The 22,497-nt window shown below is 63.5% G+C and carries 18 protein-coding genes; 8 read left to right on the top strand and 10 right to left on the bottom strand.

Going from position 1 to position 22,497, the window contains the following annotated elements:
• Nucleotides 1-103: 103 nt before the first annotated feature.
• Nucleotides 104-760, bottom strand: a complete 657-nt coding sequence (locus NKH03_RS25105) for an O-methyltransferase (RefSeq protein WP_352971252.1) — start codon at nt 758-760, stop codon at nt 104-106.
• 93 nt (nt 761-853) lie between these two features.
• Here NKH03_RS25105 and NKH03_RS25100 point away from each other — a divergent pair, with 93 nt between their 5' ends.
• Nucleotides 854-1,489, top strand: a complete 636-nt coding sequence (locus tag NKH03_RS25100; RefSeq protein ID WP_352971260.1) for a TetR/AcrR family transcriptional regulator — start codon at nt 854-856, stop codon at nt 1,487-1,489.
• A gap of 33 nt (nt 1,490-1,522) precedes the next feature.
• Here the strand turns inward: NKH03_RS25100 and NKH03_RS25095 are convergent, their stop codons facing one another.
• Nucleotides 1,523-5,032 (bottom strand): PAS domain-containing hybrid sensor histidine kinase/response regulator, encoded by a 3,510-nt coding sequence (locus NKH03_RS25095; RefSeq protein WP_352971249.1) that lies wholly within the window; start codon nt 5,030-5,032, stop codon nt 1,523-1,525.
• A gap of 337 nt (nt 5,033-5,369) precedes the next feature.
• On the opposite strand from NKH03_RS25095, the gene mscL reads away from it, so the two are divergent.
• Both mscL and NKH03_RS25085 read left to right on the top strand, forming a co-directional pair.
• Nucleotides 5,370-5,792: a large conductance mechanosensitive channel protein MscL gene (mscL, locus tag NKH03_RS25090; protein WP_352971257.1), complete on the top strand. Its 423-nt coding sequence runs from the start codon at nt 5,370-5,372 to the stop codon at nt 5,790-5,792.
• 111 nt (nt 5,793-5,903) lie between these two features.
• A complete protein-coding gene (locus NKH03_RS25085; RefSeq protein ID WP_352971246.1) occupies nt 5,904-7,070 on the top strand; it encodes a pyridoxal phosphate-dependent aminotransferase in 1,167 nt (388 codons plus the stop codon).
• A gap of 146 nt (nt 7,071-7,216) precedes the next feature.
• Here NKH03_RS25085 and hemA read toward each other — a convergent pair whose 3' ends face one another.
• Nucleotides 7,217-8,494, bottom strand: coding sequence for a 5-aminolevulinate synthase (gene hemA / locus NKH03_RS25080; protein WP_352871385.1), 1,278 nt, complete (start codon nt 8,492-8,494; stop codon nt 7,217-7,219).
• A 267-nt stretch (nt 8,495-8,761) separates the two neighbouring features.
• Here hemA and galE point away from each other — a divergent pair, with 267 nt between their 5' ends.
• From galE to NKH03_RS25060, 4 genes are all read left to right on the top strand, one after another.
• The gene (galE, locus tag NKH03_RS25075) at nt 8,762-9,757 is read left to right on the top strand and encodes a UDP-glucose 4-epimerase GalE (RefSeq protein ID WP_352971244.1); all 996 of its coding nucleotides are present in this window, start codon (nt 8,762-8,764) and stop codon (nt 9,755-9,757) included.
• Between the two features lie 105 nt (nt 9,758-9,862).
• Entirely contained in the window at nt 9,863-11,113 is a 1,251-nt protein-coding gene (locus NKH03_RS25070) for a D-amino acid dehydrogenase (protein ID WP_352971242.1), read from the top strand.
• Nucleotide 11,114: 1 nt separating this feature from the next.
• Entirely contained in the window at nt 11,115-11,633 is a 519-nt protein-coding gene (locus tag NKH03_RS25065) for an alanine racemase (protein ID WP_352971239.1), read from the top strand.
• Nucleotides 11,617-12,942, top strand: coding sequence for an arginase family protein (locus NKH03_RS25060; protein ID WP_352971236.1), 1,326 nt, complete (start codon nt 11,617-11,619; stop codon nt 12,940-12,942). The genes NKH03_RS25065 and NKH03_RS25060 overlap by 17 nt, the downstream gene beginning before the upstream one ends.
• Before the next feature lie 49 nt (nt 12,943-12,991).
• Here the strand turns inward: NKH03_RS25060 and NKH03_RS25055 are convergent, their stop codons facing one another.
• From NKH03_RS25055 to NKH03_RS25025, 7 genes are all read right to left on the bottom strand, one after another.
• Nucleotides 12,992-14,383, bottom strand: coding sequence for an FGGY-family carbohydrate kinase (locus NKH03_RS25055; RefSeq protein WP_352971234.1), 1,392 nt, complete (start codon nt 14,381-14,383; stop codon nt 12,992-12,994).
• Complete coding sequence (gene rhaM, locus NKH03_RS25050) at nt 14,380-14,697, bottom strand: L-rhamnose mutarotase (RefSeq protein WP_352971231.1); 318 nt, start codon at nt 14,695-14,697, stop codon at nt 14,380-14,382. The genes NKH03_RS25055 and rhaM overlap by 4 nt, the downstream gene beginning before the upstream one ends.
• A complete protein-coding gene (locus NKH03_RS25045) occupies nt 14,697-15,689 on the bottom strand; it encodes an ABC transporter permease (protein WP_352971228.1) in 993 nt (330 codons plus the stop codon). Before NKH03_RS25045 ends, rhaM begins: the two co-directional genes overlap by 1 nt.
• A complete protein-coding gene (locus NKH03_RS25040; RefSeq protein ID WP_352971225.1) occupies nt 15,686-16,663 on the bottom strand; it encodes an ABC transporter permease in 978 nt (325 codons plus the stop codon). The genes NKH03_RS25045 and NKH03_RS25040 overlap by 4 nt, the downstream gene beginning before the upstream one ends.
• Nucleotides 16,660-18,216 (bottom strand): sugar ABC transporter ATP-binding protein, encoded by a 1,557-nt coding sequence (locus tag NKH03_RS25035; RefSeq protein WP_352971223.1) that lies wholly within the window; start codon nt 18,214-18,216, stop codon nt 16,660-16,662. The genes NKH03_RS25040 and NKH03_RS25035 overlap by 4 nt, the downstream gene beginning before the upstream one ends.
• A gap of 115 nt (nt 18,217-18,331) precedes the next feature.
• Complete coding sequence (gene rhaS, locus NKH03_RS25030) at nt 18,332-19,327, bottom strand: rhamnose ABC transporter substrate-binding protein (protein ID WP_352871372.1); 996 nt, start codon at nt 19,325-19,327, stop codon at nt 18,332-18,334.
• 55 nt (nt 19,328-19,382) lie between these two features.
• Nucleotides 19,383-20,186, bottom strand: coding sequence for a DeoR/GlpR family DNA-binding transcription regulator (locus NKH03_RS25025; RefSeq protein ID WP_057145053.1), 804 nt, complete (start codon nt 20,184-20,186; stop codon nt 19,383-19,385).
• 185 nt (nt 20,187-20,371) lie between these two features.
• On the opposite strand from NKH03_RS25025, the gene NKH03_RS25020 reads away from it, so the two are divergent.
• Nucleotides 20,372-22,474 carry a bifunctional rhamnulose-1-phosphate aldolase/short-chain dehydrogenase gene (locus tag NKH03_RS25020; RefSeq protein WP_352971220.1) on the top strand — a complete coding sequence of 701 codons (2,103 nt, stop codon included), beginning with the start codon at nt 20,372-20,374 and terminating at the stop codon, nt 22,472-22,474.
• Nucleotides 22,475-22,497 lie beyond the last annotated feature (23 nt).

The following is a 22,497-nucleotide window of genomic DNA, read 5'->3' as shown; positions in this document are numbered from 1 at the left end:
CCTCCAGCTCCAGCCAGAAGGTTGAATCAAATTCCAATCGATTTGGGAATCCCTTATCGACTCACCGTAATTTCATCCCGCTCTATGCGGCGGGTGGGACCGTTCAGCCGAGCCGCACGGATAGTTCGACATCCTCGCCGAAGGGCGTGGACATGTAACCCGACGCCGGCGAGCGCACGCGTTCCAGATATTCGGGGCAGAAATCGGCATTGTCGGCGATGACCAATGCACCCGGCCTCAGGCGGCTCTCGACGAGGCTCAGGATCTCCGGATAGATCGCCTTGGCGCCGTCGAGCAGCAGCAGGTCGATCGTATCCGGCAGGTCCGCGCTCAACGTCTGCAGCGCGTCTCCCTCGCGGATCTCCACCAGGTCGATGAGGTCGCCCTCAGTCAGGTTGGCCTTGGCCCGCATGACCTTGGACGGCTCGAACTCGGTGGTGATCAGATGGCCGCCGCCATTGTCCCTCAGCGCCGCGGCAAGGTAGAGCGTCGAGATGCCGAACGAGGTGCCGAACTCGATGATGATGCGCGCGCCACTGCCGCGTGCCAGCATGTAGAGAAGCGTGCCGGTCTCCGGCGAGATCGCCAGCCAGAGGTCCTTCAGCCGTCCATAGAGATCGACATAGTCGGTCTTGCTGCGCGTGAGACGCGCCCGCTCTTCGCGCGAGAGTGCGGTGAGCGCGGGGCTGGTCGCCGCACCGGCCTCCTTGAACAGGCGAGCCAGCAAGGGTGCAAGCGGGGCGTTGGTGAGCGTTGTCATGAAAGTCTCCGTTCGAAAAATGACTGCGTCTTGTGTCGTGCTGAAAATACGAATATTCCTTCAGGTTTCCAATTCGCATTGCTGGGGCGCGACATGGCAGGACGCGTAAGCCTTTCAATTTCCTCCCGAAAACAGCCAAAACAGACTCGCGCCACGGAGCTCGTCGCCGCGATTTTGGAGGCTGCTGTTCAGGTTTTGGCGAGCGAAGGCGTGCGGCGTTTCACCACCACGCGCGTCGCCGAAAAAGCCGGGGTGAGTGTCGGCTCGCTTTACCAGTATTTCCCGAACAAGGCGGCGCTTCTGTTCAGGCTCCAGAGCGACGAATGGCGACAGACGGGTGGCCTGCTGCGCACCATACTCGAAAACGACCAGCAGCCACCGCTCGAACGACTGCGTGCGCTGGTTCACGCCTTCATCCGCTCGGAGTGCGAAGAGGCTGCGGTGCGCGTGGCGCTCAACGACGCCGCACCCCTTTACCGCGACGCGCCTGAAGCGCACGAGGCGAGAGCCTCGGGAGCGCGCATCGTCGAGACCTTCCTGCGGGAGGCATTGCCCGAGGCTGGGGAAGCCGTCCGCGCCTTGGCGGGAGACCTGATCATCACGACACTCAGCGCGGTGGGAAAGGATTTTTCGGGAACCCCTCGAACGCCAGGCGAGATCGAAAGCTACGCCGATGGCATGGCCGACATGTTCTGCGCCTACCTCGAAAGCCTCGGTTATCGGGACTGAGACCGCCGGCTCTGGCCGGTCGCCCCTTTGATGTTATTCCGCCGCCGATGCCAGCGGCCTGACCCTGGCCATCATCGTGCGCAGCACCGCCGGTTTGAGCGGCTTGTTGATCATCGGAATCTCGAGCCCGCCCGCGGCCGTGCGCACCTCGTTGGAGCGGTCGGCGGTGACCAGCACGGCCGGCAGGTTATCGCCATGGATCGCGCGCAGTCTGGCGATGATATCGAGACCAGTTTCACCGTCGAGATGGTAGTCGGCAAGGACGATGTCCGGCCGGTGCATCGCGGCACGCTCCAGATCCCTTGAGCCCGACACCGTGTCGACGTTGCAGCCCCAGCCTTCGAGCAGGAGCCTCATGCCTTCGAGGATGCGAGCGTCGTTGTCGATGCACAGCACGTGCAGCCCGGCCAGCGAAGCCGTCGCGCGGGCAGGAGCCCTGGTTTCGATTTCGCGCCGCGTCTCCTGCACGGCCGCCACGGGCAGGATGACGGAAAAGCGCGTGCCCTTGCCCGGATTGGAGAAGATCCGGATCTCCAGGCGCAGCACCCGGGCGATGCGGTCGACGATGGAGAGGCCGAGACCGAGGCCTTCGGCCTCGCGCGCGCCTTCGTCGAGCCGGGTGAACTCGCGAAAGACGGTGTTCAGCTTGTCGCCGGCGATGCCGATGCCGGTGTCGATCACCTGGATCTCGGCCAGCTCGCCGCGCCGCCTGACGCCGACCAGCACACGGCCGTGGCGCGTATATTTGATGGCGTTGGAGACGAGGTTCTGGATCAGGCGGCGCAACAAATTACGGTCCGTCGTCACGGTCAGTGATGACGGCATGATCGTCAACTCAAGCTTCTTTTCGGCGGCGAGCGGCCGGAAGTCATTGCCGATCTGGCGCAGCAGCCAGTCGAGGTTGAAGGCGCTATCGTCCGGCTTCATCGCACCGGCATCGAGGCGGGAGATGTCGAGCACGGCACCGAGAATGGTCTCGACCGATTCCAGTGAGGATTCGATGTTGACAGCTGCCTTGCCGGCAGGCCCCTTGCCGGCTTTCTCGATCAGCGACGAGCAATAGAGCCGGGCGGCGTTCAGCGGTTGCAGGATGTCGTGGCCGGCGGCGGCGAGGAAGCGCGTCTTGCCCAGATTGGCCTCCTCGGCCAGCATCTGCGCCTGCGCCAGTTCCTCGTTGACCCGGGTCAACTCCTCGTTGACCCTAGTCAGCTCGATGGTGCGGGTCTTGACGCGCTGCTCCAGCGATTCATTGGCGCGTTTGAGCGCCAGGTCCTGCTCGACTCGTCCGGAAATGTCGGCATAGGTGGCGACGATGCCGCCGTCCGGCATCGGGTTGGAGCGCAGCTCCAGGATGCGGCCGCTGGTCTTCAACTCCATCTGCCACGGGCTGACGAAACTGGTCAGCCGGTTGAGCATTGCCACGCGCTGCTCCGCCGGAATGTCGCCGCGCTCGGCAAGATGGCGCAGGATGCGATCGAGCGAGACGCCGACCTGGCCCATCTCGTCGGGCAGGTCGAACAGCGCCCGGTACTGGCGGTTCCAGCAGATCAGGCGGAAGTCGCGGTCGAAGACGGTGATGCCTTGTTCCATCTGGTCGAGCGCGATCTGCAGCAGGTCGCGGTTGTGCTGCAGCGCCTCGGTGGCGTCGTCGAGCAAGCGGAAGGCATCCCTGGATTCGCGGTCGTGGCGCCGAAACAGCAGCGACAGGATCAGCCGTGCCGAGGAGGAGCCGACGGCGCTGGCCAGCAGTTGCTCGGAAAAGCGGATGACGTCCATGCTCGCCTGCTCGTTGCCGTGCAGCGAGGTGCCGTTGGTCTTTTCGAACGACTGGAAGGAGCGCTCGGTGCGCTCGACGCCGAGATAGCGCCCGATCGTATCCTTGAGGTCGTTGACGGTGATAGCGGTGCGAAAGCGGCGCAGGCTGGGCATCGGGCTGGCATCGCGCGGCACGAAGATCGACGCCTGGATGCGCTCCAGCGGCACTGACGCGCGCGAGAGGGAACCCAGCACGAAGAACACCGCGTTGATCGACAGGCTCCATAATACGCCGTGGTTGAGCGGTTCGGCGACGGTGCCGAACAGGGCCTGCGGCCGCAACGCCTCGAAGCCGAACAGCCCGTGCGCGATGATGCCGGTATCGGGCGCGGCAAGCGATGGAAACAGCAGCGTGTAGCCCCAGACGAGGATGCCGGCGACCATGCCCAGAGCTGCACCCCGGCCATTGGCGCCGCGCCAGATCAGCCCGCCGATCAGGGCGGGTGCGAACTGGGCGATGGCGGCGAACGACATCAGGCCGATCGACGACAGGCGCACGCTGTTGGTGCTCTCGCGATAGTAGAGGAAGGCGATGAACAGCAGGATGAAGATCGCCCCGCGCCGCACGTTGAGGATGAGCGTCGACCAGTCTTCGTTCTCGGAAGTCGATGTCTTGAGCAGGCGGCGTACGAACAGCGGAATGACGAGGTCGTTGGAAATCATGATCGACAGCGCCACGCTTTCGACGATCACCATGGCGGTTGCCGCCGACAGGCCGCCGATAAAAGCCGCCATCGCCAGCACGTCATGGCCGCTGAACAAGGGCAGCGACAGCACGTAGAGATCGCTGCTGGTCCCCGTGCCGACCAGCGACAGGCCGGCGAACGCGATCGGCAGCACGAACAGATTGATCGCCACGAGGTAGAGCGGAAACACCCATGTCGCGGTGCGCAGTTCGGCCTCGCCACGGTTCTCGACGATGGTGACGTAGAACTGCCGCGGCAGCATGATGATGGCAAAACCGCTCAGACAAGTCAGGACCAGCCAGGTGGCCAGCGAGGTGTTGTAGCTCATCGCCTGCCGAACCTGCGCATTCTGGGCGAGCTTGTCGAATATGTCGCCTGGGCCGCCGAAGATCAGGAAGGTGACCATCAGGCCGATCGCCAGGAAGGCGGCAAGCTTGACCACGGTTTCGACCGCCACCGCCAGCACCAGCCCGTCCTGGTGTTCGGTTGCGTCGGCGTGGCGCGTGCCGAACAGCACCGCAAACAGCGCCAGCAGTATGGCGACGACCAGCGAGATGTCGCTGACGAAGGGATCGAAGGAGGGCGGCGATCCCGTATAGTGCTCGACCATCAGGCTGACCGAACCGGAAATCGCCTTCAACTGCAGCGCGATATAGGGCACCGCGCCGATGGTGGCGATGAGCGTGGCGATCGCCGCGACAGTGAAGCTCTTGCCGTAGCGGGCGCCGAGGAAGTCGGCGATCGAGGTGATCTTCTCGGTCTTGGCCAGCCGCACGATGCGGTTGAGCAGAGGAAAGCCGAACACGAACACCAGCACCGGGCCGGTATAGATGCCGAGGAATTCGAGGCCGCGTTCGGAGGAGAGGCCGACCGAGCCGAAGAACGTCCAGGACGTGCAGTAGATGGCGAGGCTGAGCGCGTAGATGAAGGGCCGGGCCCGGCTTGGCTCGGAAATGGCCGAGCGGCGGTCGCCCAGGCTGGCGATGGCGAACAGCAGCGTCACATAGGCGATCGCGATGATGACGATGAACAAGCCCTGCACGCCGGCAATATCCTCCCTTGCCGAATTTCAACCCGGCTTGCCCAGACGCAATCACAGCTTGGCTTCCGAGTCCATCACGGCTTTGGGTGCATGAAGGCTGTGATTCCGATGCATGTCGACCAAAGAGCGCAGCAGCTTTGGGCAACGGCATGCACAAAAGCAAAAGGCTCAAAGCACGGCGTAACGCGCTTTAACGGATGGCCGTCGGGTAACGGGAAACCGGTTGCTTTCTGCTTTTTGCCGATGTTGCAACCGGAGGTTTTTGTTATGTTTGTTCTTAGGTCGATGCCTGAGGACGGGAAACGGCAGCTCGGCCGGTCATGACAAGGAGGGTCGAATGCTGAAAGAGTTCCAGGAATTCATTTCCAAGGGCAATGTGATGGACCTTGCGGTCGGCGTCATCATCGGCGCGGCCTTTGGCAAGATCGTCGATTCCCTCGTAAACGACATCATCATGCCGATCGTCGGCGCGATTTTCGGCGGCCTGGACTTCAACAACTATTTCCTGGGGCTCTCCTCGGCCGTCAATGCCACCTCGCTGGTGGACGCCAAAAAACAAGGTGCTGTTTTCGCGTATGGCAGCTTCATAACCGTCGCGCTGAACTTCATCATCCTTGCTTTCATCATCTTCCTGATGGTCAAGGCGGTGAACAATATGCGCAAGCGGCTTGAGCGCGAGAAGCCCGCCGCGCCGGCCGCTCCGCCGCCCGCCGATGTCGCGCTGCTCACCGAAATTCGCGACCTGCTCGCCAAGAGATAGACAGATCAGGTTCTTCTGGACCAAAACCCCGGTCGTTCACGGCCGGGGTTTTCTGTTTTCGCATCTGGTAAGGAGCGCTGATCAACGCCCGAGATCGGAACGGACCCGCCCATGACCCTGATCGACAGCCTTCGCGCCGAAGCCCGCGCCGCGCCCGAAAGCGGCATTGTCGCCGTCGTCAATTACGGCCGCCTGCGCGAGGGCATGATCCCGCTCTGGGCCGGTGAGGGCGACCTGCCGACGCCTTCGTTCATCGCCGATGCCGCGTCAAAGGCGCTGGCCGGCGGCGAGACGTTCTACACTTGGCAGAGGGGCATCCCCGATCTCAGGCAGGCGCTTTCCCGCTACTATGCCAGGCATTTCGGCAAGACGTTTCCCGAGGAGCAGTTCATTGTCACCGGGTCCGGCATGCACGCCATCCAGCTGGCACTCGACGCGCTCGCCGGTGCCGGCGACGAGGTCATCTATCTGTCGCCGGCCTGGCCGAATTTCGACGCCGCGGCGGCGATATCGGGGGCCGTTCCGGTGGCTGTCACGCTCGACCATTCCGGCAATGGCTGGTCCTGCGACATTGAAAAGATCGCGGCGGCGATCACGCCGCGCACCAAGGCGCTGTTCATCAACACGCCGTCGAACCCGACCGGCTGGACCGCCGATCACGAGACCTTGCAGGCGATCCTCGATCTGGCGCGCGCGAAGAACCTCTGGATCATCGCCGACGAGATCTATTCGCTGTTCCACTACGGCCACGGCCGTGCGCCGTCCTTCCTCGACATCGCCACGGCGGAAGACCGCATCCTGTTCGTCAACAGTTTTTCCAAGAACTGGGCGATGACCGGCTGGCGCGTCGGCTGGATCAAGACACATCCCGCCTTGCAGCAGGTGTTCGAGAACCTGATCCAGTATTCCAACTCCGGCGTTGCCCAATTCATGCAGCGTGGCGCGGTTGCCGCCCTTGATGAGGGCGATGCCTTCGTTGCCGAACAGGTCGAGCGGGCAAGGAAGGCGCGCGACCTGGTCTGCGGTATTCTCGGCGCCACGGGCCGCGCCCGGTTCACCGTGCCGCAAGGCGCGTTCTATCTGTTCTTCACGGTCGACGGCATCACAGATTCACGCACTGCTGCCTTCGACATTGTCGACAAGGCCAATGTCGGCCTGGCTCCCGGCACCGCCTTCGGCCCCGGCGGCGAAGCCTTCCTCAGGCTGTGTTTCCACCGCCGCCTCGACCAGATCGAGGAAGCGGCGCATCGTCTGGCGAATTGGATGAAGACTGTTTGATGCCCTGAAGCCGGATTGAAAGTCGCTCCGGTGAGTCAACTGGCGCGGTTTTCGAGAACCGGAGCGCAGCGGACCTTTGGGTCCGTGAGCGGCGGAAGCGCAGAAAACTGTGTCAGATGGCCGCCGGAGTAGAGTTTCAAACGGCTTCAGCCGCCCGACTTGGGCACCAGCAGGGGAATGATCCGGTCGCTCTTGGCCACGGACGGCCGACCGGCGGAGCCATAGGGAATGCCGAGCGCATCCCAGGTCTCGACCAGCGCATCCTGCAACTCGGCGATCAGTGCATCGGAGTGGAACGGCGTCGGCGTGATGCGCAGCCGCTCGGTGCCGCGCGGCACGGTCGGGTAGTTGATCGGCTGAATGTAAAGGCCGTGAACGCCGAGCAGGCGGTCGCTGGCCATCTTGCAGAGTTCTGGATCGCCAACCAGGACCGGCACGATATGGGTGGCCGATTCCATCACTGGCAGGCCGGCGGCAGAGAGGATCTGCTTGGTCCTCGCGGCCTGCTGTTGCTGGGCGTCGCGCTCGGCCTGCGAGCGCTTGAGATGGCGGATCGACGTGGTCGCGGCAGCCGCGATCGCCGGCGGCAGCGCCGTTGTGAAGATGAAGCCCGGCGCATAGGAGCGCACGGCGTCGATCACGGCACTGGTGCCGGTGATGTAGCCGCCGAGCGTGCCGAATGCCTTGGCGAGCGTGCCTTCGATGATGTCGATGCGGTCGGTCAGGCCTTCGCGCTCGGTGATGCCGCCGCCGCGTGGTCCGTACATGCCGACGGCATGCACTTCGTCGATATAGGTCATGGCGTTGTAGCGTTCGGCGAGTTCGACGATCTGCTTGATCGGCGCAATGTCGCCATCCATCGAATAGACGCTTTCGAAGACGATCAGCTTGGCGCGTTCGCGGCCCGCCGCCTGCAGCAGGCTTTCCAGGTGCGCGACGTCATTGTGGCGGAAGATCTTCTTCTCGGCGCCCGAGCGCCGCACGCCTTCGATCATCGAGGCGTGATTAAGTTCGTCCGAGATGATCAGGCAATTGGGCAAAAGCCGCGCGATGGTCGAGATCGACGCTTCGTTGGACACGAAGCCTGAGGTGAAGACGAGTGCCGCTTCCTTGTCGTGCAGGTCGGCGAGCTCCAGTTCGAGCTCGACCAGCGGGTTGCTGGTGCCGGAAATGTTGCGGGTGCCGCCGGCGCCCGAACCCATCTTGCCGGCCGCATTCTGGAACGCGGCGATGACGTCGGGATGCTGGCCCATGCCGAGATAGTCATTGGAGCACCAGACGGTGATTTCCTCGGCGCGGCCGTTGGAACGCCAGATGGCGCGCGGAAACTTGCCCGCGATACGCTCGAGGTCGGCGAAGACGCGGTAGCGACGCTCTGCGTGGAGCTGGTCGATCGCTTCCTCGAAGAACCGCTGATAGTTCATGTCGGCTTCCCAATTTTTGCGCGGGATCATAACCATTGCCCTATTGGTCGTCCACCGGGCCTTCTTGGTCAAAATGCCACGCCCCGGACCTGTTCCTAACGACCACGGATCGTGGCCTATTCCCTTGATGTGGATCAACTTTGTTTCGGGACGATGCCACATACCGGCGATGCCGGTTACCATGAGTTGTAATGGCCAGGCGGCAGGCTTTCCAGTAAGGCGGGGGTTGAGACAGTTTCCGATAAATCTTGAGATGCGAGGTCGCGGATGACAGTTTTGGTAACAGGCGGCGCCGGTTATATCGGCAGTCACATGGTCTGGGAGCTGCTGGATGCCGGCGAGAGCGTGGTCGTTCTCGACCGTCTTTCGACCGGCTTCGAATGGGCGGTGGCGCCGGAGGCGAAGCTGGTGGTTGGCGATGTCGCCGACAAGGAATTGGTCGGCTCTATCATCAGGGAAAACAAAGTCGACGCGATCATCCATTTCGCCGGCTCCATCGTGGTCCCGGAATCGGTCGCCGATCCACTTGGCTATTACGAGAACAACACCTGCAAGACGCGCACGCTGATCGAAACCGCGGTCCGCGAGGGCGTGCCCAATTTCATCTTTTCCTCGACCGCGGCCGTCTATGGCGGCGCCGGACTGGAGCCAGTGCGCGAGGACGCCCGTCTGGCCCCGGAATCGCCCTATGGCCTGTCCAAGCTGATGAGCGAATGGATGCTGCGCGATGCGGCGATCGCGCACGGCCTGCGCTATACCGCGCTGCGCTACTTCAATGTCGCCGGCGCCGACCCGAAGGGCCGCACCGGTCAGTCGACGCCGGGCGCCACCCATCTGATCAAGGTCGCCTGTGAGACGGCGCTCGGCAAGCGGCCGTTCATGCAGGTGTTCGGCACCGATTATCCGACGCCGGACGGCACCTGCATGCGCGACTATATCCATGTCAGCGACCTGGCGGCGGCGCATCGCCTGGCCCTGCAGCGGCTGCGCGCCGGGGGACAAAGCCTCGTCGCCAATTGCGGCTACAGCCATGGCTACTCGGTGCTGGAGGTCATCGACAGCGTGCGGCGCGCCTTTGGCCATGATTTCGAGGTGAAGATGGGCGATCGTCGTCCCGGCGACGCCGCGGCGGTGGTTGCCAATTCGGATCTCGCCCGCGCGGAACTCGGCTGGACCCCGCAACGCGACGATCTCGACCAGATCGTTGCCGACGCGCTCGCCTGGGAGCGCATCCTGACCGGCAAGAACTCCGCTCGGGGCTGAGCCGGGTTCTCCCAAGGGCTCGCAAGGCGGGCGGTGAAGCGCTATTGAAGGCATTCGCGGCACGGCATGGAGGCGCTGCGCCGCGAGGAGCTTTTGGGGGATGGCATGAAAATAACGGTGCTCGGGGCCGGTGTCGTCGGTACGGCGGCCGCCTATTATCTGGCCAGCGACGGGCACGAGGTCACCGTGATCGAGCGTCATCCGGCGCCGGCTCGCGGCACCAGCCAGTCGAACGCCGGTCTGGTGTCGCCGGGGGACGCCACCGCCTGGGCCTCGCCGGCGGCCCTGAAGACATTCCTGCGCGCGCTCTACAACCATGATCTCGGCATCAAGGTCAGGCTGCGCTTCGATCCCTATTTCCTCGCCTGGAGCCTGCGCTTCCTGCGCCAGTGCACGAAAGAGCGCCTGCGCGCCAACAGCCGGGTCAAGTTGCGCCTGGCGCTCTATTCGCGCGACTGCATCAACGCCATCTCCGCCGATACCGGCATTCACTATGACGAGCGCAAGAAGGGCATCCTCTATTTCTTCCGCTCGCAGCACAGTCTCGACACCGGCACCGACAATTATCGCTATCTGGCCGAGCATGGCCTGCCGATCGAGATCGTCGGCCGCGAGCGGCTGGTCGAGCTTGAACCGGGTCTTGCCGGCGTGAAGGGAAAGATCGCCGGCGGCGTCTATTCGCCGATAGACCAGACCGGCGATTCCCGGCAGTTCGTGGAAAAACTCGCCGCCTATTCAGCCGAAAAGCTCGGCGTGAAATTTCTCTACGGCACCACGGTCGAGGGTCTGGACATCGAGGGCGACCGGGTGCGCGCGGTGATGACTTCGGCCGGCCCGGTTTCCGGCGATGCCGTGGTCATCTCGATGGGACCTGAGAGTGGCCTGCTCGGCCGCCGTTACGGCATCGACCTGCCTGTCTATCCGGTGAAGGGCTATACCGCGACCATTCCGCTGGAAGACGAGAGCAAAGGGCCGACCATGGGCGGCGCCGACGAGGATCAGCTGATCGCCTATTCCAGGCTCGGCAACCGGCTGCGACTGGCCTCGACCGCCGAATTCACCGGTTTCGACCGCTCGCACAAGCCAAGCGATTTCGCCGCCATGTTCAGGACCGGCAAGGATCTGTTCCCCGGCGCCTTCGACGAGAAGAAGGCGGAGCTGTGGGCAGGCCTGCGGCCGATGATGCCGAACTCGGTGCCGGTCATCGGCCAGGCGCGCTATAGGAATCTCTATCTCGACACCGGCCACGGCCACGTCGGCTGGACCATGGCCTGCGGCTCGGGAAAATTCCTTGCCGACCTCGTCGCCGGCCGCAAGCCGGAGATCGACCCGCAAGGGCTGGTCTACGGAGGCTAGGATGTCGGGACCGCAAGTCGCCATCGACCTTGGCCGCATCGAGCGCAATGCGCGCACGATCGTCGAGCGCTGCGCGCTCTCGGGCATCAAGGTCTTCGGCGTCACCAAGGGCACTTGCGGCATGCCGCAAGTGGCGCGCGCCATGCTACGCGGCGGTGTCGCCGGCATCGCAGAATCCCGCTTCGAAAACATCCGCCGGCTGCGCGACAGCGGCATCAACGCGCCGATCATGCTGTTGAGGAGCCCGCCCATGGCCCGTGTCGAGGAAGTGGTACGCACCGTCGACATCAGCCTGCAGTCGGAATTGAGCACCATTCGCGAGATTTCGCGCATCGCCGAGCGCATGGGCCGGATCCACGACATCATGCTGATGATCGACCTCGGCGATCTCCGCGAAGGCATCTGGCCGAACGACCTGATCCCGACGGTCGAGCAGATCCTGCGGTTCAAAGGGGGTGCGCATCGCCGGCATCGGTACGAATCTCGGCTGCTTCGGCGCCATCATGCCGACGCCGGATAATCTCGGCCAGCTCGTCGCCCATGCCTACAAGACCGAGCGCCTGTCCGGCAAGAGCCTCGACGTGATCTCCGGCGGCGCCTCGTCGTCGCTGCCGCTGCTGCTCGAAGGCAGACTGCCGGCCGGCATCAACAATCTGCGGGTCGGCGAGGCGATCCTGCAAGGCGGCGTCGAAACCTTCCGCGACACGCCTTGGGCCGAACTCGAACCCGATGCCTGCCGGCTGACCAGCGACATCATCGAGGTCAAGCTCAAGCCGTCACGGCCGATCGGCCAATCCGGCTACGACGCCTTCGGCAACCAGCCGGTCTTCCCCGACGAGGGCGACAGGCTGCGCGCCATTGCCAATATCGGCCGCGAGGACGTGCTGGTCGAAGGCCTGACACCGATCGCCAAGGGGATACGGGTGCTCGGTGCCTCCAGCGACCATCTGCTGCTGGATGTCGCCGATGCCGATCCGCCGCCGGCCGTCGGCGACCGTGTCGCCTTCCGCATGAGCTATGGCGCCATGCTGCTGGCGATGACCTCGGAATATGTCGAGAAGGCCCCGATGCACGACGTCGAGGACTTTTCCGGTCGCAAGATGGTGCAGATCACGGCCGAGCAAGGGGCTGCCGGCATCCTCGCCCGGGAAGGCACCGGCGCGCGGCTGGAAGCGATGAATTTCGACGTCATCGAGTTGGCCGATGTCGAGCGGCCGCCATCGGGGCTGATTCGGCTTGCCGCCGGCGCCGACCGTCGCATCGCGCACAAGGCGCTGACCGCAACGGCGCGCGCGACGCATTCCTTCGGCCTGATCTGGATCGATTCCATCGCCGCCCTGATGCCCGAGGACGAGGATGGCATCGACCTGCCGGAAGGCTCGGTGCTGGCGCGTACCCTCGGCCTCGATCACAAGGCGGGCGCGCTGCAGCCGCAGCTGTCGCCGGAGAATGTCGTCATCGTCGGCTTGCGCCACGCCGATCCGGCCGAGGCACGGGTGCTGAAGGATTCGCGCGTCTCCGCCTTCACCATGACCGACATCGACGCCATGGGCATGCGCGACCTGATGCATGAGGCGATCCGCGTCGCCACCTCCGGCACGCAAGGCTTCCATGTCAGTTACTCGCCGACCGCTACCGAATTCGCAGGCTGGGCGGCGGGCTCCGGCGGGCTGACGGTGCGCGAGACGCATCAGGCGATGGAGGCGATCGCGCTCTCCGGCGGACTGCTGTCGATGGATGTTTCCGGTCTGATCGCGGCTCTGGAGCCTCGGATCGGCACCGATGTCGTCAACTTCGTCATGTCGGCCTTCGGCAAGCGGATTTTGTAGCTGAGCATGATCCCGAAAAGTGGGTTTCGGTTTTTGGAAAAGGTCATGCTCAAACAGACAGACCCCAGCCCTGCGCTACGACCGCGGCGCGCCAGGCGCTGATGTAGTCCGCCCAGACAGGGTCGGTCGGCGGCTCCATTCTTTCGCCTTTGCCCTGCGCCATCAGTTGATCGGTTCCCAGCAAGGCAGCGCCGATGCTGGTGCCGGTGGCGGCCTCGGACGCAACGACAGCGCGTCCCGTGCTGGCTGCCAGCATGCCGACAAAGAGCCGGTTGCGGGCAAAGGGGCCTTCGACAGTGGTCGGGCCGTCGGCGCCGATCAGGTGGAGGCAGGTCGCCGTCATCAGCGCCAGATAGAATGAGATGGCGGCAAAGCACTGGCCGCTGTTCATCCCGTCGGCGTTGAGCCATGTCGCGATCTGATGCGGGAACGGCCCCGACCCTTGCTGGGTCGATGGCAGCAGCAGCACCTTCCGCGTCAGCACGGCGCCGACATCATCTTCGCTCCACTGCTCCGGCTGGTCCTTGGTCAGCATGGAAAACTCGCGGCCACCCATGAAGCGTGCCGAGGGGACGGGATTGCCGAGTGCGTTGACATTGACCAGCGTGTCGCGTGCCGCATCCAGCGCAATCTGTTTGCCGCCGACCGCCATCGACACCACCCAGGTGCCGGTCGAGACGACGGAGAAAGGCGGTTTGTCGGAGAGAAGATGCGGCAGCAGCGAGGCGTTGGAATCGTGCAGGCCGCAGAAGACCGGCGTTTGCGGGTCAAGGCCGGTTCGCGCGGCAAGCGCGGGCAGGATCGGGCCGAGGCGATCACTGGCTGGCCGCACCGGCACCATCAGCCAGCGCCAGTCCAGCCTGTCGACCAATGATGAAAAATCCGCCGTCCATGGGTTCCACAGATCAGTGTGGCAGCCGAGCGAGGTCACCTCATTGGCGGCGACGCCGGTCAGGCGCAAGGCCCAGTATTGCGGGTACATCAGCATCGCGGCGGCCTTGGCGAATTCCGCCGGGAAGCTTTTCTGTTGCCAGAAGAATTGCGCGCCGAGATTGAGGCCGAGCGGCAAGCGCGGCGTGCCGGTCTCGGCGAAGGGCGGCCGGATCGCGTCATAATCCACGGCCAGCCTGTCGGGGCCATCGAATTCATAGTCGAGCACCGGCAGCACCAGATCGCTCGCGGCGTCGACCAGTGCGCCCGTCGCGCCATGGGTCGTGATCGAAATGGCGTCGATGCGCTGTTCGCGGTTGAGGCCGGCAAGGCTGTCGAGGATGAACGTCCACAGCGCTTCGACATCATGATGCGGATAGGGCGCCTGCCGCACCGGCGCATTGGCCATGCGGCGCAACGCCACCTCGCTCAACGTCACGAGGTCGACGACCGCGACCTTGGCGTTGGTCTTGCCGATGTCGATGACGGCAATATGGCGCATCGCACTCATGCCATATGGAACACGGTTTCCAGCGGCACGGCCACCGGCTCGTTGTCCGGCCTGGTTTCCATGATGTCGGCCATGTGGGCCCACCAGCGCTGCATCACCGGATGCTTCGGCAGGTCGTCCATGCCGTGGTCGTCTCGCCGCCACAGCACGCCGAACAGAATGCTGGTCTCTTCGTCGAGATGGATGGAATAATCGGAGACGCCGGCCTGCTTCAGCAGTGATACCAGCGACGGCCAGATCTCGTCGTGGCGCTTCTTGTATTCGGCCTTCATGCCGGGCTTCAGCTTCATCCTGAACGCGTATTTCTGCGGCATCAGCGTCCTCCGAGCAGCCGCCAGACGATCGGCAGAGCGATGACGATGATCAGCAGCAGGCCGATGAAGATCGACATGACGATGCCGGGTACATTGAGCAGGCCAAGGCCGAAGGTCACCAGCCCCATGATGAAGGCTGCGAGCACGACGCCCAGAATGCTGCCGGCGCCGCCGAGGATGCTGACGCCGCCGAGCACCACCATGGTGATGACTTCCAGCTCATAGCCCTGCGCGATCGAGGGCCGCGTCGAACCGAGCCGCGAGGTGATCAGCACCGAGGCGATGCCCGACATCAGCCCGGTCAGGCAAAACAGGATGAACTTGGTGCGGCCGACGCGCACGCCGGAAAATTGTGCCGCCACCGGGTTGTTGCCGATGGCAAAGACACGGCGGCCGAAACTCGTGCGGTGCAGCAAGAACCAGTAAACGACGGCCGCGACCAGGAAGAGCACCAGCTCGAACGACACCACCCACCAGACATAGCCCTGGCCGAAAAACGCGAAGCTTTCGGGATAGCCCTTGTAGGCCTGGTCGCCGAGGATGATGAAGGCGATGCCGCGAAAAAGGCTCATCGTCCCGATGGTGACGACGATCGAGGGCAGCCCGAGCCTCGTCACCAGCAGCCCGTTGAAGGCGCCGCAGCCGAGCCCGACGACGATGCCGATCAGCACCAGCACCGGCGTACCGGCGCCGGCCTGGACCGCCATGCCCATCATGGTCGAGGCGAGCGCGATGATGGCGGCCACCGATAGGTCGATCTCGCCCGAAATGATCAGCAGCGCCATGGCGAAGGCGATCAGACCCTTCTCGGTGAAGTTGAAGGTGAGATCGGACAGCGAATACGGATCGAGGAAATACGGCGAGGCTAAGCTGTTGATGGCGAAGATGGCGACCGCCACCACGACCAGCAGCGCTTCCCAGGAAAAGATCGCCGAACGAAACGGCTTGTCGAGCCGGTCGGGAATGTGGCGCGGGGCCGGGATTTCGGTCATGCCGCCTCTACTTTCCGCAGGATGATGCGGCCCTGCCGGCGTTCGCCGCGCGCGTTGAGCACGACAGCCAGAATGATGGCGCTGCCCGAGATCGCCATCTGCCAGAAGGGCGAGATGTTGATGACCGGCAGCGCGTTGGAGATGATGCCGAGGAACAGCGCACCGAGCACCGCGCCGCCCACCGAACCGATGCCGCCGGCGATCGAGATGCCGCCGATGACGCAGGCCGCGATGATGTTGAGCTCATAGCCGTTGGCGACCTCGACCGAGGCGATCACATAGCGGGAGATCCAGAGATAGCCGGAAAGTCCGCCGATCATGCCGGAGATGCAGAAGACGATGAATTTCGTCCTGCCGACATCGATGCCGGCATAGACCGAAGCCGTCGGGTTGACGCCGATGGCATAGATCGAGCGGCCGAGCGCGGTGCGCGTCATCAGGACGAAGAACAGCACGATGACCAGGATGGCGATGCAGGACAGCACCGGAATGCCGAGGAACGCCGCCCGCTGGAAGCCGATGAAGTCCGGGCTCATCTTGTCGGCATTGACCCAGGCGCCGCCTGACAGGACGAAGGTGGCGCCGCGATAGATGGTCAGCGTGCCCAATGTCACCACGATCGAAGGGATGTTCAGCCGCCAGACCAACAGGCCGTTGATGGCGCCGAGCACCAGGCCGACGACCAGGGCGATGCCAATCAGCAGCGGGATCGGGATTGCCGGATGCGCGGCGTTCAGCATCGCCACCACCATGCCGGTGAAGCAAAGGTTGGACGCCATCGACAGATCGATCGACCGGGTCAGGATGACAACCACCTGGCCCAGCGCCAGGATCATCAGGATCGAGGTATCGTTGAACACCTGGCGCAAATTGACGGGGTCGGCAAAGGCCGGGAAGCGCGTCGAGATCAGCCCGATCAGCACGACGATGGCCGCGAACAGCCAGATTTCACGGTATTTAAGAAAGGCTTTCATGCCGCGATCCCTGCTGCCGTCCTGACCAGCGTCTCGGCGTCCAGCCCCTTGGTGTCGTAGACCGCCGCGACGAGACCCTCGCGCATGACGATGACACGGTCGGACATGCCGAGGATTTCCGGCAGTTCCGACGACACCATGATCACCGACAGGCCCTGCGCCACCAGCTCGGCCATGAAGCCGTGCACGGCGGCCTTGGAGCCGATGTCGATGCCCTTGGTCGGCTCGTCCAGGATGATCACCTTGGGCGCCGTCGCCAGCCATTTGGCGATGACGATCTTCTGCTGATTGCCGCCCGACAGCGTGCCGACATCCTGGCTGAGCGAGGAGGCGCGCAGGTCGAGCCGCTCGGTATAGGAGCGGGCGAGCGCGAATTCTTCCGACAGCCGCAGCAGGCCGGATCTGGAGGTACGCTTGAGCGAAGGCAGCGAGACGTTCTGGAAGATCGGCAGGCCGATCACCACGCCCTGCTTGCCGCGCTCTTCCGGCACATAGACGATGCCCGCATCGATCGAATCCGCAGCCGATTTCGGCGCGATCACCTTGCCTTCCAGCATGATCGTGCCGGCTGATGTGCGGGTTATGCCCGATATCGCCTGCATCACCTCGCTGCGCCCGGCGCCGACAAGGCCGTAAAAACCGAGGATTTCGCCCTTGTGCAGTTCGAAACCGATGTCGTTGAACTCGGTCGGATGCGACAGGCCGGAAACGGAAAGCACCGGCGCGCCGATCTCAGCCTTGCGCTGCGGAAAGATATGGTCGACGGCGCGGCCGACCATCAGGCGCACGATCTGGCTTTGGCCGGCATCCTTGATCAGGCCTTCGCCGACCATCTCGCCATCGCGGAACACCGTGTAGCGGTCGGCGATGCGATAGATTTCGTCGAACTTGTGGCTGATGAACAGAATCGCCTTGCCTTCGCTTTTGAGGAATTCGATCAGCAGGAAAAGCTCCTCGATCTCCTTCATCGAAAGGGCGGCGGTCGGCTCGTCCATGATGACGATCTGAGCGTCAATCGACATGGCCCGCGCCACGGCGACCAAATGCTTGTTGGCGATGCCGAGGTCCTTCAGCCGGGCGTCGGCGTGGATATGACTCGCGTGCATGGTGTCGAGCACTTCGCGCGCATTTTTGCGCATCGTGCGCCAGTCGATGGTGCCGAAACGCGTGCGCGGGGCGTGGCCAAGAAAGATGTTCTCGGCAACCGTCAAATCGTCGAACAGCACGGTTTCCTGGTGGATGGCGGTGACGCCGTGTCCGAAAGCTGCGTGCGCGCTGGGCAGGGTGACGGCTTGGCCGTCGATGCTGATCGTGCCGGTGTCGGGCTGGTAGATGCCGGTCATGATCTTGACCAGGGTCGACTTGCCGGCGCCGTTCTCTCCGATCAGCGCGGTCACCTGGCCCGGATAGAGCGACACGCTGACATTGTGCAGCGCGCGCACGCCGGGAAAGCTCTTGGAGATGCCGGACAGCGTCAGGCGTGGAGCCGCCTTACCCTCCCCCTTGTGGGGAGGGTCGCGAACAACGTGAGCGGGGTGGGAGTCTACTAGCATATCAAGGTCCTGGCACATGGAGATGTCGCCACCCCACCCCGTCTCGCTTGCATCGCTTCGCGAAGCCGGCTCGCCGACCCTCCCCACAAGGGGGAGGGTGGTGCGAGCGTCCAGATCAATAGATCTTGGAGAACTTCTCGATGTTCGACTTGTCGAACTGGAAGGGCGGAGCCATCGCGGCCGAGTTGGAGTCGTCGAGCGTGACCTTGCCGACGCGGCCGATCGACAGCGTGGCACCGGGCTTGGCCTCTTCCTTCTTCACCGCCAGATCGTGGGCGAGATAGACGGCCGAATAGCCGAGGTCGATCGGGTTCCACAGCGCAACCGCCTGGCTGGCGCCGTTGTCGATGAACTTCTTGAACTCGGACGGCAGCGCCAGACCGGTGACATTGACCTTGCCGATCAGGTTCTCATCGGTGACGACCTGGGCGGCGGCGACGACGCCGACGGTGGTCGGCGCGATGATCGCCTTGAGGTTCGGATAGGACTTCAACAGGCCCTTGGCCTCGTCCGTGCTCTTGGCCGAATCATCATCGCCATAGACGGTGGCGACGAGTTTGATCTTGGGGAACTTCTCCGGCAGGATTTTCTTGGCCGCGTCGATCCAGGCATTCTGGTTGGTGGCGGTCGAGGAGGCCGACAGGATGGCGACTTCGCCGCCTTCCGGCAGGTAGTCGGCGGCAAGCTTGATGATGGTCTCGCCGATCAGTCCGGTGTCGGACGGGTTGAGGTGAAGCTGGCGGCCTTCCTTGGCGACGCCCGAATCCCAGGAGATGACGGTGATGCCGCGCTCCATGGCCTTCTTCAGCACCGGCACCAGCGCGTCGGCGTCATTGGCCGAAATGGCGATGGCATTGACCTTCTGGGCGATCAGCGAATTGACCACCTCTATCTGCGCTTCGGCGGTCGCCTTGGTCGGGCCGGTGTAGATGATGTCGACATCGCCGAGTTCCTTGGCCGCCTCCTCGGCGCCCTTGTTGGCGGCATCGAAGAAGCCGTTGCCGAGCGACTTCACCACCAGTGCGATCTTGACGTTCTCGGCATAGGCCGCATTCACGAACATGGCGGCTGAGAATGCAGCCGTCACCATCAATTTCTTCAAGAAGCTCATCGAATATCCTCCCTTGAGCGTTGCATTCCATCGCCGCTGCTGGCGTGAGAGTGTCTCAGGCCTGCAGCGAAGATTCTTCCTTTGCCGACTTGCGGGCGACGATCAGCGTCACGCCGGCGGTCTCTAACATCTTGGCTTCGCGATCCTCGATGCCGTCATCGGTGATGACGGTTGCGATGCGCGACAGGCCGCACAGGATCAGGCTGGAGCGTTTGCGGAATTTCGAGGAATCGACCAGCACCACCAGTTCGTCGGCCTGGTCGATCAGTTTTTGCTCCGCCTGGATCAGCAGCGGGTCGCCCTCCATCAGGCCGAGCGGGCCGAGCCCCTGCGCGCCCATGAACATGCGGCGCGCATAGAAGTTGCGCGTCACGTCATTGTCGAAGGGCGACAGGATGATGTTCTGCTCGCGGTAAATGGTGCCGCCCGACAGCATCACCGTGTTCTTGGAGTGCTTGAGCAGGTGTTCGGCGATCGGGAACGAATTGGTGAAGATCGGCATGCGGCGACCGGTCAGGAAATGCACCATCTGGAACGTGGTGGTGCCGCCATTGATGATGATCGGCTCGCCATCCTTGCACAGCTCGACCGCTTCACGGGCGATTGCCCGCTTCTGCGAGGCGTTGATCGTTTCGTTGACGGAAAAGGGCCGGCCGGCCAGCCCAATGAACTGCGGCGGCGAGATTGCTTCAGCGCCGCCGCGCACACGGCGCAGGCGCTTCTGGACATGGAGGGCCGCGATGTCACGCCGGATCGTCGCCTCGGAGGACTCCGTCAGGTCGACCATCTCCTGCACCGTCACCACAGGCTTTTCCTGGACGGCGGACAGAATGATCCTGTGGCGCTCTTTTTCGTGCATGGTTCCTCCCTGCCTGAGCATCTAGGCACCCAAAACGCGCAGTGTCAATCATTTCCGATCATATAATTTCATTGTGCAGTGCAATATGATCGATCTTGATCGTTTGTGATTGACAAACCCGCCGCTTCCGTGGAAATTCGGGCCAAATGGGCCGCACCGTTTGCGTGCCTTCGGGAGGATTACATATGCTCGACAAGCGCACCGGCGCGCGCCTCGCCAATCTGTGGGACGAGGCCAAGGCTCAAGCGATGAGCGAGCCGGAACTTCTGGTCTATCGCTCGAACACGCTTGGCTCCGACAAGCGCGTCACCAACTATGGCGGCGGCAACACCTCCTCTAAGATCTGGCAGAAAGACCCGCTCACCGGCGAGGATGTCGAAGTGCTTTGGGTCAAGGGCTCGGGCGGCGACAGCGCGTCGATCAAGCTCGACGGCTTTGCCACCCTTTACATGGACAAGCTGCGCGCGCTCAAAGGCCTTTATCGCGGCGTTGAGCACGAGGACGAAATGGTCGGCTTCCTGCCGCACTGTACGTTCAATTTGAACCCACGCGCGGCCTCGATCGACACGCCGCTGCATGCCTTTGTGCCGAAGCCATTTGTCGATCACATGCATCCCGATGCCATCATCGCCATTGCCGCCGCCAAGGATTCCAAGGCGCTGACCAAGGAGATATTCGGCGACGCCATCGGCTGGCTGCCGTGGAAGCGGCCGGGCTTCGAACTCGGCCTGTGGTTGGAGAAATTCTGCCTCGAACATCCCGCCGCAAAGGGCGTCATCCTGGAAAGCCATGGGTTGTTCACCTGGGGCGACACCCCTCGGGAATGCTACGAGACGACGATCTCGGTGATCAATCAGGCGATCGAATGGTTCGAGCGCCGCTCCGAGGGCCTCGCCATCTTCGGCGGCGAAGTGGTCAAGTCGCTTGACGCGGCCGAACGCCGTGCCATCGCGGCAAAACTGATGCCGAAAATCCGCGGCCTGATCTCGGAAAAGAGCCACAAGCTCGGTCATTTCGACGATTCGCCCGCCGTGCTCGAATTCGTCAACTCCAGGGAGCTACGCCCGCTGGCGGCGCTCGGCACGTCGTGCCCTGACCATTTCCTGCGCACCAAGATCCGTCCGCTGGTGATCGAGTTCGATCCGGCAAAGCCCGACGTCGATGCCGTCATTGCGCGCCTCGCCGACGACGTGGCGGCCTATCGTGTCGGCTACCAGGCCTACTATGACAGCTGCAAACATGCGGACTCGCCCGCCATCCGCGATCCCAATGCCGTCGTCTATCTGATGCCCGGCGTCGGCATGTTCACCTTCGCCGGCGACAAGGCGACGGCGCGCATCTCCGGCGAATTCTATGTCAACGCCATCAACGTCATGCGCGGTGCCTCGACCGTCTCGTCCTATGTCGGCCTGCCCGCACAGGAAGCCTTCGACATCGAATACTGGCTGCTCGAGGACCTGAAGCTGCAGCGCATGCCGAAGCCGAAGGCGCTTGCCGGCCAGATCGCGCTGGTCACCGGTGGCGCCGGCGGCATTGGCCGCGCAACCGCCAACCGGCTGCTGCGCGAAGGCGCCTGCGTCGTGCTGGCCGACATCGACGAAACAGCCCTTGCCAGCGCCAATGACGAACTGGCCAAAGCCTATGGCAAGGATTTTGTCAGGCCGGTGCTGATCAACGTCACCTCGGAGGACCAGGTCATTTCGGGCTTCGCCGAGACTGCGGTCGAGTTCGGCGGCATCGACATTCTGGTGTCGAATGCGGGGCTGGCTTCCTCGGCGCCGATCGAGGAGACGACGCTGGCGCTGTGGAACAAGAACATGGACATCCTGTCGACCGGTTATTTCCTGGTCTCGCGGGAAGCGTTCCGGCTGTTCCGCGTGCAGAATATCGGCGGCAACGTCGTCTTCGTCGCCTCCAAGAACGGACTTGCCGCCTCGCCTAACGCCGCCGCCTACTGCACCGCCAAGGCCGCCGAGATCCATCTCGCCCGCTGCCTGGCACTGGAGGGCGCGGAAGCGCAGATCAGGGTCAATGTCGTCAACCCGGACGCGGTGCTGCGCGGCTCGAAGATCTGGACCGGCGAGTGGAAAGAACAGCGCGCCGCCGCCTACAAGATGTCGACCGACGATCTGGAGGAGCACTATCGCTCGCGCTCGATGCTGAAGCGTTCGGTGTTTCCCGAAGACATCGCGGAGGCGATCTATTTCTTCGCCTCCGACATGTCGGCCAAGTCGACCGGCAACATCGTCAATGTCGACGCGGGCAACGCGCAGAGCTTTACGCGCTAGCGGACGCCAGAGCGCTTCCCTTC

The sequence above is a fragment of the Mesorhizobium sp. M1406 genome (assembly GCF_040317555.1).
Taxonomy (GTDB): Bacteria; Pseudomonadota; Alphaproteobacteria; order Rhizobiales; family Rhizobiaceae; genus Mesorhizobium.
This window is presented reverse-complemented; position numbering and strand designations above follow the sequence as displayed.

What these genes read in the sequence shown, in the direction of transcription:
- NKH03_RS25105 (WP_352971252.1), bottom strand. Translation starts at nt 760, where the DNA reads ATGACAACGCTCACCAACGCCCCGCTTGCACCCTTGCTGGCTCGCCTG.
- NKH03_RS25100 (WP_352971260.1), top strand. Translation starts at nt 854, where the DNA reads ATGGCAGGACGCGTAAGCCTTTCAATTTCCTCCCGAAAACAGCCAAAA.
- mscL (WP_352971257.1), top strand. Translation starts at nt 5,370, where the DNA reads ATGCTGAAAGAGTTCCAGGAATTCATTTCCAAGGGCAATGTGATGGAC.
- NKH03_RS25085 (WP_352971246.1), top strand. Translation starts at nt 5,904, where the DNA reads ATGACCCTGATCGACAGCCTTCGCGCCGAAGCCCGCGCCGCGCCCGAA.
- hemA (WP_352871385.1), bottom strand. Translation starts at nt 8,494, where the DNA reads ATGAACTATCAGCGGTTCTTCGAGGAAGCGATCGACCAGCTCCACGCA.
- galE (WP_352971244.1), top strand. Translation starts at nt 8,762, where the DNA reads ATGACAGTTTTGGTAACAGGCGGCGCCGGTTATATCGGCAGTCACATG.
- NKH03_RS25070 (WP_352971242.1), top strand. Translation starts at nt 9,863, where the DNA reads ATGAAAATAACGGTGCTCGGGGCCGGTGTCGTCGGTACGGCGGCCGCC.
- NKH03_RS25065 (WP_352971239.1), top strand. Translation starts at nt 11,115, where the DNA reads ATGTCGGGACCGCAAGTCGCCATCGACCTTGGCCGCATCGAGCGCAAT.
- NKH03_RS25060 (WP_352971236.1), top strand. Translation starts at nt 11,617, where the DNA reads ATGCCGACGCCGGATAATCTCGGCCAGCTCGTCGCCCATGCCTACAAG.
- NKH03_RS25055 (WP_352971234.1), bottom strand. Translation starts at nt 14,383, where the DNA reads ATGAGTGCGATGCGCCATATTGCCGTCATCGACATCGGCAAGACCAAC.
- rhaM (WP_352971231.1), bottom strand. Translation starts at nt 14,697, where the DNA reads ATGCCGCAGAAATACGCGTTCAGGATGAAGCTGAAGCCCGGCATGAAG.
- NKH03_RS25045 (WP_352971228.1), bottom strand. Translation starts at nt 15,689, where the DNA reads ATGACCGAAATCCCGGCCCCGCGCCACATTCCCGACCGGCTCGACAAG.
- NKH03_RS25040 (WP_352971225.1), bottom strand. Translation starts at nt 16,663, where the DNA reads ATGAAAGCCTTTCTTAAATACCGTGAAATCTGGCTGTTCGCGGCCATC.
- NKH03_RS25035 (WP_352971223.1), bottom strand. Translation starts at nt 18,216, where the DNA reads ATGCTAGTAGACTCCCACCCCGCTCACGTTGTTCGCGACCCTCCCCAC.
- rhaS (WP_352871372.1), bottom strand. Translation starts at nt 19,327, where the DNA reads ATGAGCTTCTTGAAGAAATTGATGGTGACGGCTGCATTCTCAGCCGCC.
- NKH03_RS25025 (WP_057145053.1), bottom strand. Translation starts at nt 20,186, where the DNA reads ATGCACGAAAAAGAGCGCCACAGGATCATTCTGTCCGCCGTCCAGGAA.
- NKH03_RS25020 (WP_352971220.1), top strand. Translation starts at nt 20,372, where the DNA reads ATGCTCGACAAGCGCACCGGCGCGCGCCTCGCCAATCTGTGGGACGAG.